Annotated in this window: 13 protein-coding genes; 5 read left to right on the top strand and 8 right to left on the bottom strand. The window is 71.1% G+C overall.

The features are described 5' to 3' along the window. Positions 1-28: 28 nt before the first annotated feature. Positions 29-2,650 carry an ATP-binding protein gene (locus tag ACSHWB_RS32600; RefSeq protein WP_439657114.1) on the top strand — a complete coding sequence of 874 codons (2,622 nt, stop codon included), beginning with the start codon at positions 29-31 and terminating at the stop codon, positions 2,648-2,650. Here ACSHWB_RS32600 and ACSHWB_RS32595 read toward each other — a convergent pair. The 4 genes from ACSHWB_RS32595 to ACSHWB_RS32580 all read right to left on the bottom strand — a co-directional run bounded on the left by ACSHWB_RS32595 (position 2,631) and on the right by ACSHWB_RS32580 (position 5,647). After that, positions 2,631-3,011, bottom strand: coding sequence for an ester cyclase (locus ACSHWB_RS32595; RefSeq protein WP_439657113.1), 381 nt, complete (start codon positions 3,009-3,011; stop codon positions 2,631-2,633). The two genes, ACSHWB_RS32600 and ACSHWB_RS32595, sit on opposite strands and share 20 nt — an antisense overlap. Next, entirely contained in the window at positions 3,011-3,430 is a 420-nt protein-coding gene (locus ACSHWB_RS32590) for a Dabb family protein (RefSeq protein ID WP_439657112.1), read from the bottom strand. The genes ACSHWB_RS32595 and ACSHWB_RS32590 overlap by 1 nt, the downstream gene beginning before the upstream one ends. Then, positions 3,427-4,563, bottom strand: a complete 1,137-nt coding sequence (locus tag ACSHWB_RS32585) for an MFS transporter (RefSeq protein WP_439657111.1) — start codon at positions 4,561-4,563, stop codon at positions 3,427-3,429. The genes ACSHWB_RS32590 and ACSHWB_RS32585 overlap by 4 nt, the downstream gene beginning before the upstream one ends. 64 nt (positions 4,564-4,627) lie before the next feature. Further along, entirely contained in the window at positions 4,628-5,647 is a 1,020-nt protein-coding gene (locus ACSHWB_RS32580; protein ID WP_439657110.1) for a TDT family transporter, read from the bottom strand. A gap of 70 nt (positions 5,648-5,717) precedes the next feature. Here ACSHWB_RS32580 and ACSHWB_RS32575 point away from each other — a divergent pair, with 70 nt between their 5' ends. Further along, complete coding sequence (locus tag ACSHWB_RS32575; RefSeq protein WP_439657109.1) at positions 5,718-6,647, top strand: LysR family transcriptional regulator; 930 nt, start codon at positions 5,718-5,720, stop codon at positions 6,645-6,647. Next, positions 6,631-7,026 (top strand): HNH endonuclease, encoded by a 396-nt coding sequence (locus ACSHWB_RS32570; protein WP_439657108.1) that lies wholly within the window; start codon positions 6,631-6,633, stop codon positions 7,024-7,026. Before ACSHWB_RS32575 ends, ACSHWB_RS32570 begins: the two co-directional genes overlap by 17 nt. Here ACSHWB_RS32570 and ACSHWB_RS32565 read toward each other — a convergent pair. From ACSHWB_RS32565 to ACSHWB_RS32555, 3 genes are all read right to left on the bottom strand, one after another. Further along, positions 6,989-7,900, bottom strand: a complete 912-nt coding sequence (locus tag ACSHWB_RS32565) for a DUF6891 domain-containing protein (RefSeq protein WP_439657107.1) — start codon at positions 7,898-7,900, stop codon at positions 6,989-6,991. The two genes, ACSHWB_RS32570 and ACSHWB_RS32565, sit on opposite strands and share 38 nt — an antisense overlap. A gap of 9 nt (positions 7,901-7,909) precedes the next feature. Next, on the bottom strand, positions 7,910-8,359 hold the full coding sequence (locus ACSHWB_RS32560) for a hypothetical protein (RefSeq protein ID WP_439657106.1): 450 nt from the start codon (positions 8,357-8,359) through the stop codon (positions 7,910-7,912). Between the two features lie 75 nt (positions 8,360-8,434). Continuing rightward, positions 8,435-9,358 (bottom strand): COG4315 family predicted lipoprotein, encoded by a 924-nt coding sequence (locus ACSHWB_RS32555; protein WP_439657105.1) that lies wholly within the window; start codon positions 9,356-9,358, stop codon positions 8,435-8,437. Between the two features lie 138 nt (positions 9,359-9,496). Between ACSHWB_RS32555 and ACSHWB_RS32550 the strand changes: the two genes are divergently transcribed. Both ACSHWB_RS32550 and tsaA read left to right on the top strand, forming a co-directional pair. Continuing rightward, positions 9,497-10,894, top strand: a complete 1,398-nt coding sequence (locus ACSHWB_RS32550; protein WP_439657104.1) for a protein adenylyltransferase SelO — start codon at positions 9,497-9,499, stop codon at positions 10,892-10,894. After that, positions 10,894-11,289, top strand: a complete 396-nt coding sequence (gene tsaA, locus ACSHWB_RS32545; RefSeq protein WP_439657103.1) for a tRNA (N6-threonylcarbamoyladenosine(37)-N6)-methyltransferase TrmO — start codon at positions 10,894-10,896, stop codon at positions 11,287-11,289. The genes ACSHWB_RS32550 and tsaA overlap by 1 nt, the downstream gene beginning before the upstream one ends. A gap of 1 nt (position 11,290) precedes the next feature. Here tsaA and ACSHWB_RS32540 read toward each other — a convergent pair whose 3' ends face one another. Next, a complete protein-coding gene (locus ACSHWB_RS32540) occupies positions 11,291-13,885 on the bottom strand; it encodes a hypothetical protein (protein WP_439657102.1) in 2,595 nt (864 codons plus the stop codon). Positions 13,886-14,056 lie beyond the last annotated feature (171 nt).

Here is a 14,056-nt window from a genome sequence, read left to right as displayed (position 1 = left end):
TCCGCCGCTCTCGAATACCGTGCGGAGCATGGACGGGCCGACGCTGCTGGGACGGGACGACGAGATCCGCTGTCTCGCCGGGATGCTCGACGCCGCCAGGGACGGGCGCGGTGGCGCGCTGGTCCTGCGCGGTGAAGCGGGCATCGGCAAGAGCGCGGTGCTCGACCGCGTGCGGGAGTCGGCGTCCGGGTTCCGGGTGCTGGAGGCGTCCGGGTCGGAGTTCGAGACCGAGCTGCCGTTCGCCGCGCTGCACCAGCTGTGCCTGCCGTTGATGGACTCGCTGTCCGGGCACCACCGCGAGGCGCTCGAGGTCGCGTTCGGGCTGGCGAGCGGGAAGCCGGACGTGCTGCGCATCGGCATGGCCACGCTGGACCTGCTCGCGGGCGGTGGGCCGGTGCTGTGCCTGCTGGACGACGCGCACTGGCTGGACGAGGCGTCCGCGCGGATCTTCGCGTTCCTCGGGCGGCGGCTGGCCGCCGAACCGGTCGTGCTCGTGTTCGCCGCGCGGCAGCCGTGGGCGCCCTCGCGGCTGGACGAGCTGCCCGGCCTTGACCTGCGCGGGCTGGCCGACGCCGAGGCCCGCGCGCTGCTCTCCTCAGGGCCGGTGGCGGTGCTGGACGACAAGGTGCGGGAACGGCTGCTCGCCGAGGCGCGCGGCAACCCCCTGGCCCTGCTGGAGCTGCCCAAGGCGGGTGGTTTCGCGCTGCCGGACGTGGCCTCGGTGCCCAGCAGGATCGAACGCAGCTTCCAGGACCGGGCCGGTCGTCTGCCCGCCGACGCGCAGCTGCTGCTGACCGTGGCGAGCGCCGATCCGACCGGGGAGCCGCGGCTGCTGTGGGCCGCGGCCGCCGAGCTCGGCATCGACGTGGCCTCCGCCGGGGTGGAGGCCGAGGCGTCCGGGCTGGTCAGCATCTCCACGCGGGTGCGGTTCTGCCATCCGCTCGCCCGGTCGGCCGTCTACCTCGCCGCGTCGCCCTCCCAGCGGCAGGCGGTGCACCTCGCACTGGCCTCCGTCACCGATCCGGTGAGCGATCCCGACCGGCGGGTGTGGCACCGCGCGCAGGCCGGCACCGGGCCGGACGACTCGCTGGCGGCCGAGCTGGAACGCTCCGCGCAGCGCGCTTCCTCTCGCGGTGGAGTGGCTGCCGCGGCGGCGTTCCTCGAACGTGCGGCGGCGTTGTCGGTGGAGCCGGGACCGCGGGCCGAACGCACCCTGGCCGCCGCCGAGGCGAAGCTCGACGCCGGCGCGGTCGACGTGGCGGCCGAGCTGCTCACGACGTTCTCCGCCGACGACGTGCGGGCGGACCTGCTGCGCGGGCGGATCGCCTTCGTGCGCAACAGGGAGAACGACGGGCCGGAGTTCGTGCTGAGCGCGGCCAGGCGGATGACCGGTCCCGCTGCCCGCGACGGCGTGCTGGACGCGCTGGAGATCGCGCTCGCCTTCGGGCGTCCCAGCGGGGTGATGGACGCGGTGGTGCGGGAGGCCCGCGGGCTCGATCGCGGTTCCGACGTGCTGGAGGCGTTGGTGCTCCTCGCCGACGAGGGTCATCAGGCCGCCGTTCCGTTGCTGCGCAAGGTGTTCTCCGGCGACGACCTGGCGTGGACCCGCCATCCCGCGCTGGCGACGGTGCTCGCGGGTGAACTGTGGGACACCGAGGTGCACTCGGCGGTGACCGGGTGGCTGATGAAGACCGGGCAGCAGGCCGGGTCCCCGTTCGTGCTGCGACTCGGGCTCGCCCAGCTCGCCGTCGAGGCCGTGATCACCGGGGAGTTCGGCCAGGCGGTGTCCGCCATCGCGGAGGAGGAGGCCGTGGCCGACGCCGTTGGCATGCCCCCACTTCGCTATGCGCGGTTGCACCTCGCGGCGTTCCGCGGGCAGAAGCAGGAGGTGCTGGCGGAGATCGAGCACTCGCTGCGGGAGGCCGCCCAGCGGGCCGGGTGCCTGATCGCGAACACGCACTGGGCGTCCGCCGTGCTGCACAACGGTCTGGGCGACTACCAGGTGGCGCTGGCCGCCGCACGGGAGGCGGTCGCACCGGGTGATCTCTACCTCGCGGGGATGGCGTTGCCCGAGCTGATCGAGGCGGCGATGCGCTGCGGTGAGTCCTCGGCCGCCGCGGAAGCGTTGGAGGAACTGGACTCCCGCACCTCGCCGTGCGACACGGCGTGGGCTCGCGGTGTCGCGGCCTGTTCGCGGGCTCTCGTCACCGGCGAGGAGGAGTCGTTCGTGGCGGCCCTGGAACACCTGGAGTCCAGCGCGGTCCGGCCGCAGCTCGCGCGGGCACATCTGGTGTACGGCGAGTGGTTGCGACGGGAAGGCCGCCGGGTGGACGCCCGTGCGCAGCTGCGGACCGCCCACGATCTGTTGTCCTCCATGGGAATGGAGGCCTTCGCCGCCCGTGCGGCGGTGGAGCTGCAGGCCACCGGTGAGGTCGCGCGTGGTCGTTCCGCGCAGGCCACCGACGAGCTGACCATGCAGGAGACGCACATCGCGCGGCTGGTGGCGACCGGGGCGACGTCCAAGGAGGTCGCGGCCCGGCTGTTCCTGAGCCCCCGCACGGTCGATGCCCACCTGCGGAACATCTACCGCAAGGTGGGCATCAACTCCCGCCGTCAGCTGGCGGACGTGTTCAGCCCTGCCTCGGCATGATGCCGAGCTGCTGAGCCGCCCAGAGGCCGTCCGCGTTGAGCCAGTACTCGGCGATCCTGCCGCTCTCGACGCGGAGGATGTCCGTGCCGTGGAAGGAGATCGTGCCCGCCTCGGCGAGCCAGCGCACGACGTGGAACGGCTCCTGCGAGATCGGTCCCACCTCGACGGTGAACCTCAGGCCGGGCATGTTCCGGTGGCCATCGCGCACCCATTCGACGAGCCCGTCGCGTCCGGCGTGGTCCTGCGACGGTCCGCCGGTCAGCGGCGCGACGTGCCAGACGAAGTCCTCGTGGACGATCTTGTCCGCGAGCCCGAGCTCGCCGTTCCAGAAGTCGAGCCAGTCCTGCACCAGGTCGCTCATCACTTGTCTCCGTGCTGTCCGGGGGCAGCGCTGCCCGTGTACTCGCCGAGGCCGGACACGAGCTTGGTGAGCTCGGGGTCGCTGTCGTAGCGCTTCTGGTGCAGGTCCGCGATCTTCGCGCCCATCTCGGGGTCCTCGTCGTCGGTGATGTCGAACGAGACGAACTTGTCGACGAGCGGCAGGCCGACCCGGTCGGTGTTGCGGTGCGCCGGGTGGATCAGGTACTCCCAGTACCCCTCCAGGTCCTCGATGACGAACGTGGCGCCCCACTCGTACTCGCCGCCGTAGTCGCGGCCGACCACGAAGGACTTGACGGACGGGATCACGCGTCCCTGATTTCGCAGGCTCTCCAGTGCCTCCTCGATCTGCTCCGGCGAAGCGTCCTTGCGCAGCGTGAGCCGGTTGCCGTGGTAGATCATCGGTTCTTCTCCTTGTGTCCCAGGGCGAGGACCGCCCCTGCGATGGTGGTGACGACCCCGGTCCAGCCGAACGCGGCGGCGATGCCCGTGGTCTGGACGAGCGGTGCGATGACGAGTGGCGACAGGAACTGGCCGAGGAAGATGCCCGCGACCAGCCCGCTCAGCACGCGGCCGCGCTGGGCCGGGTCGGCGAGGTTCGCGAGTGTCGTGTTGAGGTTCGGCACGACCAGGCCGACGCCGAACCCGCCGATCAGCAGGCCCAGGGCGACCAGCGCGACCCCGTCGGCGTAGCCGATGACCAGCCAGCCCGCGCCCAGCAGTGCGACGCTGATGGCGGTGATCTTCGTGGTCCTGAGCTTCGGGAACACCAGTGCTCCCACGACGCTGGTCAGCGTGCTGCCCGCGATGACGAACCCGATCGTCGTGGGGCTCGCGTCCAGGTCGCGCAGCAGGAACGGCAGCTGCGTCGGGGCCATGTAGAACACGAGCGTCGCGGTCAGGGCCATCAGGTAGATCCCGATGGCCTTCCTCGGGAACGTCCGGGCTTCCGCCTGTTCGTGCTGGGGACGTTGTTCTGTCTTGAGGCCTGTCGCCGCGGCCATGGCGATCAGCGCGGCAACGCTGTACAGCCAGAACGGCAGCCGCCAGTCGATGCCGGCCAGCACTCCGGCCAGCGGCAGGAAGACCACTCCGCCCAGGCTCGCAGCGGCCTGCTGGAAGCCGAGGAACCGGCCGCGCTCCGGCCCGTCGAACCAGTCCGTGATCAGGGCGCTGACCGCGGTCATGACCCCGCCCACGGCCAGGCCCAGCAGGGTTCTCGTGGCCAGCAGGACAGGCAGGCTGGTGACGAAGTAGCCCGCTGTGCCCGCCACCGCGTAGAGGGCGAGGCTCGCGGTGAGCAGCGGCTTGCGGCCGGTGCGGTCGGCCACGAGGCCCGCCAGCGGCGCGCTCACCGCGATGGCCAGCGAGGTGATGGTCAGGGCCAGGCGGACCAGGACCCCCTCGCCGTACACCTCGCCCATCGCGGGCAGGCTCGGGGCGATGATCGCCGCGGCCATGATCGTGAGCGTGGCGGAGGCCAGTACCACCGCCCTGGCCGTTCGCGTTGGTGCGGTTCGTGTTGTCACGCTCATAGGCTCGCGCCGTGGCGGGGTCGCTCGCGTCGGTAGTCGTTACGTAGATCGCGGACTACGCAGGTCAGCGACTGAGCAAGGTCCGCACGGCCACGGTGAGCCACGCGAGCACCAGCGCGGCGTACAGCACGACGGCGACACCGGAGAACATCGGCGACGGCATCCGGACCGCGAGCGCGCTGGTCCCGGTCACCAACGTGCCGAGCGGGAAGACGAAGCTCCACCACGTCAACGCGAACGGCAGCCCGCGCCGCGCGGTCCGCACCGTCACGGCCGCGGCGAGCGCCACCCACAGCAGCGCGAACCCCCACGTGATCGTCCCGTAGAGCACCCCGAACGCGGCCTGACCCGGCAGCACGGGCACCCCCGCGAGCAGGTTCGAGGCGGTGATCGACTGTCCCAGCGGCCCGAGCACGATCCACAGCGTCGGCACGGTCGAGGCCGCGCCCAGACCGTGCTGGACGAGCCGCTGCCAGATCTGCGGCACGATCACCATCGTCGCGAAGAGACTGACGCCGAACAGCGCGTAGCAGCCGAGCACCATGGCCTGCCGCGCCGATCCCTCCAGGTGCTGCGCCAGCAGGGCACCGGAGGCCGCGGACACCATCGGCGGCACGACGGGCATCAGCCACCCGGCGAACGCCCGTTCGCCGCTGCCGATCATCCGCACCGGCACCAGCACGGAGGTGGCGAGCCCCAGCAGCGTGCCGACCGTCCACAGTGTCCAGTCGACGGTCAGCGCGGCGGACAGCCCGATCCAGTCCTTGCCGAGCAGCAACGCGCCGGTGCCGACGGTCATCAACGCCATCGGTGGTGCACCCCAGAACTGGGCCATCACGGGGTCCTGGAACTGCGCCCGCACGCTCGCCCACGTCCAGCGCCGCACCGCGGCGGCCACGAGGAAGACCAGCAGCGCGGCGTCCAGCGCCCACACGTACGTGGCGGCGGTGTGCAGACCGGGCATCGAGGCACCGGCCGTGGCGACGATCCCCGTCCCCATCACGGAGGCGAAGAGGTTCGGCCCGAATGGTGCCGCTCGTCGCACCCCGACGGGCACGGTGTGTTGGGATGCGAGAGCGGTCACGACATGACATTCCTCGCGCCCGACCCGCCTCGGTAGGCACCAATCACCGATGTGCACATAGGCTGTCCCTATGCCTCTGTCGTCCAGGGTCACCGACCTGACCAGCTTCGACCTCCTGCTGAGCGTCGCCGAGCTGGGCAGCATCGGCCGGGCCGCCCAGGCGCACGGCATGTCACAGCCCAGCGCCAGCGAACGACTCAGGACGCTCGAGTCACGGGTCGGCGTGACGTTGCTGGAACGCACCCCTCGCGGCGCGCGGCTCACCACGGCCGGTCAGCTCGTGGCCGGCTGGGCGGCCCAGGTGCTGGCCCGCGCGGCCGACCTCGACGCCGGCATCACCAGCCTGCGCGCGGACCGGCAGAGCCACCTCAGGATCGCCGCGAGCCTCACCGTCGCCGAGTACCTGCTGCCCGCGTGGCTGATCGCGTTGCGGTCGGTCAGCCCGGACACCGCGACCGTGCTGTCGGCGGGCAACTCGGTGCACGTCGCCGAGCAGGTGCTGGCGGAGAAGGCCGACCTCGGGTTCATCGAGAGCACCGACGTGCCCGCGGGCCTGGCGAGCCGCGCGGTCGCCCACGACGAGCTCGTGCTCGTCGTCGCTCCCGGCCATCCGTGGGCCAAGCGTCGTCGTGTCACCGCCGCGAAGGCCGCCGCGACGCCGCTGGTGATCAGGGAGTCCGGTTCGGGCACGCGGCAGGCCTGGGAACAGGCGCTGAAGTCCGCGGGCATCACCGAGCACGCGGGGCCGTTGCTGGAGATGTCGTCGACCACGGCGATCAAGGCCGCCGCGACCGGTGGCCTCGGCCCGGCCGTGCTCAGCGTGCACGCCGTGGCCGCGGACCTGGCCGCCCGCGCGCTGGTCCGCGTCGAGGTCGGTGACGTCGACCTGCACCGCGCGCTGCGGGCGGTCTGGCCGTCCGGCAGGACACCCCGCGGACCCGCCTCCGACCTGTTGACCATCGCGACGCGTAGTGTCACTCCCCGTGCCGACCGGCGGTAGCAAACAGGTTCGCGCCGCGCGCAAGCGCAAGAAGCGCATGTCCCGTGTCGTCAACGACCTCACCGACGAGCAGTGGGACGCCCTCAAGGCGTTGTGGGGCGGCTGCGCGTACTGCACCGCGCCCGCCACCTCGTTGCAGAAGGACTGCGTGCAGGCCATCTCCCGCGGCGGCCGCTACACGCTCGGCAACGTCGTTCCCGCGTGCGGTTCCTGCAACGCCAGCAAGTGCAACGCCGAGGTGACGGGCTGGCTGCGCCGCAAGAAGCTCGACGAGCGCACCTTCCTGGTGCGCCACTACGAGATCTCGAACGAGCTGACCGCGCGCTTCGCCGCGGTGGTCCTCACCCCACCAGACGACGGCGCCAGTCCAGCGGGGTGACCTTGATCGACCGGCCGGGATCGCGGTCCCACTCGGTCCGCAGGCCCGCCGCCTCCAGCGCGGCCACGACCTCCTCACCGATGGCGACGGTGGTCTCGGCCGAACCGTCGAAACCGCCGTACAGCAGCATCAGCCCGTGCCCTGCCGCGGCGGAATCCGTGCACTGGCTGTGGAAGTAGACGAACCCGCGAGCGTCGGGCCCGCTCTCGCCGCCGATCTCGTCCTGCCCGCAGGTGCGGCAGCAGGTGAAGTTCTCGCGGGCGGTGATGCCGGTGTTCTCCAGCGCGGTGAACGCGCGCGTGAGCCGTTCGGGATCGGTCTCGCCCTGCCAGGTGGCCTGTTCCGCGACCCGCTCCAGCCACAGCCGGTCGACCAGCGCCGCCGCCTGCTGCCGTGACACGGGCCGGCGGTCGTCGGTGACCAGGTACTCCTCGGCGAGCTCGGTCAGGTCGGCGCGGGAGGAGTACCCACCGGCCATCGCCTCGCGGACGCGCGCCTCCAGGTCCTCCTGCTCGCCGTCGCGCAGGTCGAGCGGCGGCACCTCGGGAGCGGGCGGCAGGGCCAGCAACGACCAGGTGAGACCGCTGTCCCAGCCGGTCTCCTGCCTTGCCCAGCCGGTGAGCGCCGCGATCACGGCGTCCGGTCCGGCGGCCCTGGTCTCGAAGTGCTGGTCACCGGCGCGGTGCTCGACCGTGTAGTCCTCACCGGTCTCGTGCCAGACCTGGGCGAAGACGCCGGGCAGGTCGGGTACGCGCTGGATCACCAGGAACCGGTCACCGGCACCGCCGATGCGCCGGACCAGCCCGGCGAGCTCCTCGGCGGACACGCGCTCGTGCCGCTCCCCTGTCTCCGTGTCCACGACGATCTGAAGCATGCGGAGACTCTAGGCGGAGTTGCGGACTGCGTTGTAGCCCTTGAAGAGCGCGTCCCACGCCTTCTTGCAGCGGGAGTTGAGCTGCCCGTCCTCGCTCACTCCCCCGGCCGCGAACCACGGCTCGCACGGCACGATCTCGGTGAGCTGGCGACGGACCTCGGTGAGCGCGGCCTGACCGGCGGGCGGCAGCTTGGCGGCCTGCTTCTCGACCTCGTCGATCACCCCTGTCACGTCGGGCATGACGTGGGTGCAGTTGTCGGCCGGGGCGACGGGCTCGCCCCGCAGGCGCGCGGCGCAGTCCGTGAGCAGCAGCCCGATGGCGTCGAGCCTGGGCTGCAGGTCCGGCAGCGGCGAACCGGTGGCCGAGGTGGCGGCCGGGGTGATGGTGGGCAGGGACGTCGAGGTCCCCGTACCGCACCCGAACAGGAGGAAAGCCAGCGCAATGGCGGAGTAGCGCATGCAGGGAGCGTAGCGAGACGAAAAGGCCGCCAGAGCCGGGGTGCTCTGACGGCCTTCGCGTTCACCCGATCAGGTTCACGCGCGGATGTAGGACTTCACGCCGTCGGGGAACCCGAGCACGGTCGTGTCCGCGACGTCGTCGCTCACGACGGCGGACTTGCCCTTGCAGCCCGGCTCGGACCAGATCTTCACGGCGCCGTCCGGGGAGAGCGACCTGAAGCCACCACGCAGGTCGGCGCACTGGGCGTCGACCTTGACGCCGGTCGCGAAGTTGTTGCCGCTGAAGTCGTCGAAGTTCTTGCCGGTGAAGAAGGTCACGGAGCTCGCGGGCTTGGCACCGGGGGCGGGCGGGGCCGGCTGGGTCGCGGGTGCCTCCGCGGGGGCGACGGCGCGCTTGCCCTCGGGGTTGATCACGAACCACTTGTTGCCGATGTTCTGGCCCAAGATGTCACCGGGCTTCTCGTCCTTGTTGAACAGGTAGATCGGACGGCCGCCGATCGTCACCTGCGTGGCACCGTCCTGACGCTTGACGAAGCCGATGTTCTCCCGCTTGATGCCGGGAAAGAAGAGCTTGGTGCCCTTGGAAACCGTGATGGGCGACCAGGTCTTGGCGCAGTCACCGTTGCAGTTGGACACTCCGCCCTTCACCGGGTCGTCGCTGAACCAGTAGACCGTGAGTCCCTTGCCGTTCACCACGGCGGGTTCCAGGCCACCGGCGTTGGCGACGCGCAGCTCGACCCACTTCCGCTTCACCTCAGGGGATGCGGTGGCTGGAGCGCGGTCGCCGGTGTTCTGGTCGGCCTTGTTGGAGTTCGCCGATCCGCGCAGAAGGTCCACTCCGGACTGCGAGTCCGTCTCCACCGACGCGTTCTGCTCCTGGGCCGTTTCCGGTGCGGGGGCAGCGGAACCCGACTGCGCGGCACCCTGTCCGCAGGCCGTCAGCGCGATGACACCGACCGCGAAAAGGGCAGCAGCGAACCCGACTTGATTGCGACGCATTGTTTTTCTCATTCCTGAGTGGACTTTCGCCAACCTGTTCACCCCCAATCACGTACGGCCTCTCGGATCGGTTCAGCCCGGTTCGAGGTGAGAGCGCGATCACAGTCGCCGCCGGGCCGACCCGGTACCGTTGGGGTCGTGAACATCAGCCTGAGCAGCGACTTCGCGGACGCGGTGCCGGAGATGGCGGTCTCGTGGGAGGCCGTCCCGGCCGACGGACCGGAACTCCTGGCACTCAACGAGCCACTCGCGAAGGAGCTCGGCCTCGATCCGGCCTGGCTGCGCGCGGACGGTCTGCCCTTTCTCGTGAGTGGTCGTGGAGTCGCCCAGGCCTATGCCGGTCATCAGTTCGGCGGCTACTCCCCCAGGCTCGGCGACGGCCGCGCGCTGCTGCTCGGGGAGCTGACCGACTCCGACGGGCGTCTGCGTGACCTGCACCTGAAGGGTTCCGGCCGCACGCCGTTCGCCCGCGGCGGCGACGGACTGGCCGCCGTCGGCCCGATGCTGCGCGAGTACGTCATCAGCGAGGCCATGCACGCCCTCGGCATCCCCACGACCCGTGCGCTGGCCGTCGTCTCCACCGGCCACGTCGTGCAACGCGAGGAACCGCTGGCCGGCGCCGTGCTGGCACGGGTGGCCGCGTCGCACCTGCGCGTCGGCAGCTTCCAGTACGCCCGCAACACCGGTGACAAGGAATTGTTGCGCCGCCTCGCGGATCACGCGATCGCCCGCCACTACCCCGGCAGCAGCCATCTGGAGCTGTTCGCGCACGTCGTCGCGGCCCAGGCGGAGCTCGTCGCCCGGTGGATGCTCGTCGGCTTCATCCACGGCGTGATGAACACCGACAACATGACGATCTCCGGCGAGACCATCGACTACGGGCCTTGTGCGTTCATGGAGGCCTACGACCCGACGACGAAGTACAGCTCGATCGACGAGCGCGGCCGGTACGCCTTCGGCAACCAGCCGATCGTCGCCGAGTGGAACCTCGCCCGGCTCGCCGAGGCACTCCTGCCGCTGTTCGCCGAGAACGAGGACGAGGCCGTCGAGCTCGCCCTCGCGACGCTGCGGACGTTCGAGGGGCACTTCGAGGAGGCCTGGATCGGCGGCATGCGGGCGAAGCTCGGCGTGTCCGGTGACGTCAAGCCGTTGCTCACGGACCTGCTCGCGCTGATGCACGAGAACCACGTCGACTTCACGTCGTTCTTCCACCTGCTCGGCAAGGCGGCCCGCGGCGACGCGGAACCCGCCCGCTCGTTGTTCCTGGACCTCGCGGGGATCGACGCCTGGCTCGCGCGCTGGCGGGAGCTGGGGCCCGACGCCGCGGTGATGGACCGGGTCAACCCCGTCTACGTCCCGCGCAACCACCTCGTCGAGGAAGCACTGGCCGCGGGGGCCGACGGTGACATGGGTCCGTTCGACCGTCTGCTGAAAGCGGTTACCTCCCCGTACGGCGAACGGCCCGGCCTGGAATACTTCGCCGATCCCGCGCCGCGGGACTTCAGTGCCACCTACCGGACCTACTGCGGGACTTGATGAAGCTGCAGCCGATCGGCCACGTCGAATCGCCCCTCACCGACCGCTCCGCCGCGCCCAAGCAGGCCGACGAGGGCGCGCCGGAAGCACTGCTCGTGTTCGCACCGGAGTACGCGCGGGCGATCCGGGAACTGGAACCGGGCCAGGACGTCCTGGTCCTCACCTGGCTCGACCGCGCCGACAGGTCGGTGCTGGCCGTGCATCCGCGCAGTGACCAGGACCGTCCGGAGACCGGCGTGTTCTCCACGCGGTCGCCGGACCGGCCGAACCCCATCGGCCTGCACCACGTCCGAATCACCGCAGTGGACGGCCTCGAGCTGCGGGTCGCGCACCTCGAGGCCATCGACGGCACGCCGATCGTCGACGTCAAGCCGGTGCTGGGCCCGGAACGCTGACCTACTGCGGATCGAGCGGGCATCCCCCGTCCTGCTCCAGCCCGGCCGCCAGGTCGTCGCGGAACGGCAGCTCACCGCACAGCAGGCGAGGTGCCGAGGTCGTGTCCGTGTTGCCCTGCAACACGAGCACGGCCTTGTTCGCCGGCAACCGCGTGCTGGCGCCGAACCCGATCGTCCCGGTGGCGCCCTGGATGGCGTTGTCCGGGCGGATGCTCCCGATCCCGGCCAGCAGCCCTTCGCGCACCCGTGCGCCGGGGTCCGTCCGCCGCACCTGCCGGACCCCTTCCGCCAGCACCTGCATCGCGTCGTAGGCGGCGGCCGACCGCCCGTCGCCGAGCGTCTGGCAGGTCTTGCGGAACACGTCGAGGTAGTTCTTGTAGAACGGCACCTTCCCGCAGTCCGTCCACGCGGCGGGGCTCGCGAACGACAGGTAGTCCAGCCGCACGTTGGGGAACTGGGCCATCGTCCCCTCCAGGATGAACCGCGTGGACGAGTCGCTCGCGATCACCGGCGGGGTGGCGCCCTGGCACTTGCTGTTCATGCCGCGCAGGAACTCCGCCAGGTACTGGGCCCGGCCCGCGTAGAAGACCGCGTAGCCGGGTTTGGCCTGCGCGGGGCACGCGCCCTGGCCGAGGCTGGCCGGCGCCAGGCCCTCGTCGTCGTTCGCGACCCGGTACGACTTGTACTGGCTCACCACGATTCCGCGTTCGGCGAAGGAGAGCCTGGCGTCCTCGGCGAGGTTCTGGCTGTACCTGTCGCCGGGGTCACCGGAGAAGAAGATCGCCACGTCCGTCACCTTCAGGCGGCTCTGCGCGTAGAAGGCGGCGACCTTCGCCTCACGCAGGTTGTTGGGCCCGACCTGGTAGTAGTACTCGTTGATGCTCGCCATGTCGTCGGCGGACGTCAGCGTGCCGATGATCGGCAGAGCGTTGCTGCCCAGCCGTTTCACCGCGGACTTGGCCGTGTCGGTGCTGATCGACAGCCCGGTCACGGCGACCACGCTGCGGTCGCGCGCCGCCAGTTCGATGATCTTGTCGGCGGCCACGTCACCGGACGCCAGGCCGCGGCCACCCGGTCCCTCGCCTCCGTTGGCGAGCAACATCTTCATGGGCACGTCGCTGTTCCTCTGCGCCACCCACACCCCGCGCAGCTCCTCGACCAGGGCGTGGAAGCTGTTGGCGGTGCTGGGGGTCAGCACGCTGAGGAAGACGATGGTGATCGCGTCCGGCCGCAGCGCCGCCTTGCGGTTCTCGGCCATGATCTTGCCGTAGACGTCCTGCAACGCCGGGCGGATGTCCTCCGGCACCGAGTCGGGAACGAAGTGCCGCAACGGATCCGCCGACACCCCGATGCACTCCGACCCGATCCGTTCCAGCGGCGAGCGCAGCGACGGCGACCACCACTCGTCGCACCGCGCGTGGTTGAGGAACGGCACGGCCACCAGCGACCCGGCGAGCACCAGCAGCACGAGCGGCGCGGCGAGAGCCCTGCGCAGCCGCAGCGGCGGGTACTCCGAGAGCGCGCCGACGATGCCGCGCGCGGGTTCGGTGGCGTCGGTGGCGAGCTCCAGCACCCAGTTCTCCGACCGCGACAGGTGCCGCAGCCAGTCGTGGTAGCCCGCGAGGGCGTCGGCCGCGTGCGTCGCCGGCACGTCGGTGGACTCCTTCGCCGCGATCACGAGCAGCGGATCCGGCCGGCTCAACGGGTTCGCGCGCCACGACTGTCCACTCCGGACGTCGCTGCGGGCGCGGCCGATCGAGTCGAGGAGCCACTGTCCCACGCAGTCGCCGTCGTGGTTGTCGAGCAGCAGCCACGGGCGCCCCGTCCGCCGCCGGCCCGTGCCCCACAGGGTCCAGCGCCGGTGCGACCGTCGCAGGTCTTCCAGCAACGCGCGCACCAGCAGGTCGTCGACCTCGTCCTCGTGCCGCTCCGCCAGGCGCTCCCGCACCACCGTGCGCGCGAGCCTGTAGAGCCCCTGGCGCGAGCGGCCGCCCAGCGACTGCTCGCCCACCCACTTCGCCGGGCGCCACACCAACGCCATCAGCGCCAGGCCGATGCGCGGCATCACGCCGATGACCAGCCTGACCCACCAGGGGAAGTCCTGCGCGAGGTCCTGCATCCCGTCCCGCGTCACCCGCATGCGCCGCCGCAGGTGCATCCGGAACTCCCGCGCGATCTCCCGTTCCTCGTCGTCCGCCTCGACCCCGGCGGGCAACGTCAGGTCGAGCAGCCACCCGACGAGCGCGAAGCGCGGGAACCGCAGCCGCGCCACACCCCGCACCTCGCTCGCGAGCTGCCCGACCACGTCGTCGAGCAGCCGGCGCCGGGACTCCACCGCGCCGTTGACGAGCGCGAACGGCACCCGACGGCCCCGCACGTCGGCGGGCCGGTTCGACAGTGCCTCCAGGGGCTTCTCCGCGCCTGGAGGCCGCAGCAGCGACACGATCGGCAACGGGACGTCGCGCGCGGGCCAGCGCGGGCGGACGGACAGGCGGTCGAGCAGCCGCAACAGCTCGATCGCGCCGCTGAACTGCAAGCCGCGGGTCTGCTCGGAACCGAGGAACCACCCCTGTGATGCCGCTCTGGACAGCGCCAAGTCCCGCCCCGTTCTGCCGGATCCAAACAGAATCTGGACGGATTGTCGGTCAGGCAGGGCGGCTCATTAGCGGAAACGGATTTAATTCGACACGGGCGAGAATCGGGTGAGGAGGGTTTGACCGGCGGGTACCCACCGGTCATGAGCCAACCGATTCCGCCTGCGGAGCCC

This window comes from Lentzea sp. HUAS TT2 (genome assembly GCF_051853195.1).
Lineage (GTDB): Bacteria > Actinomycetota > Actinomycetes > Mycobacteriales > Pseudonocardiaceae > Lentzea.
This window is presented reverse-complemented; position numbering and strand designations above follow the sequence as displayed.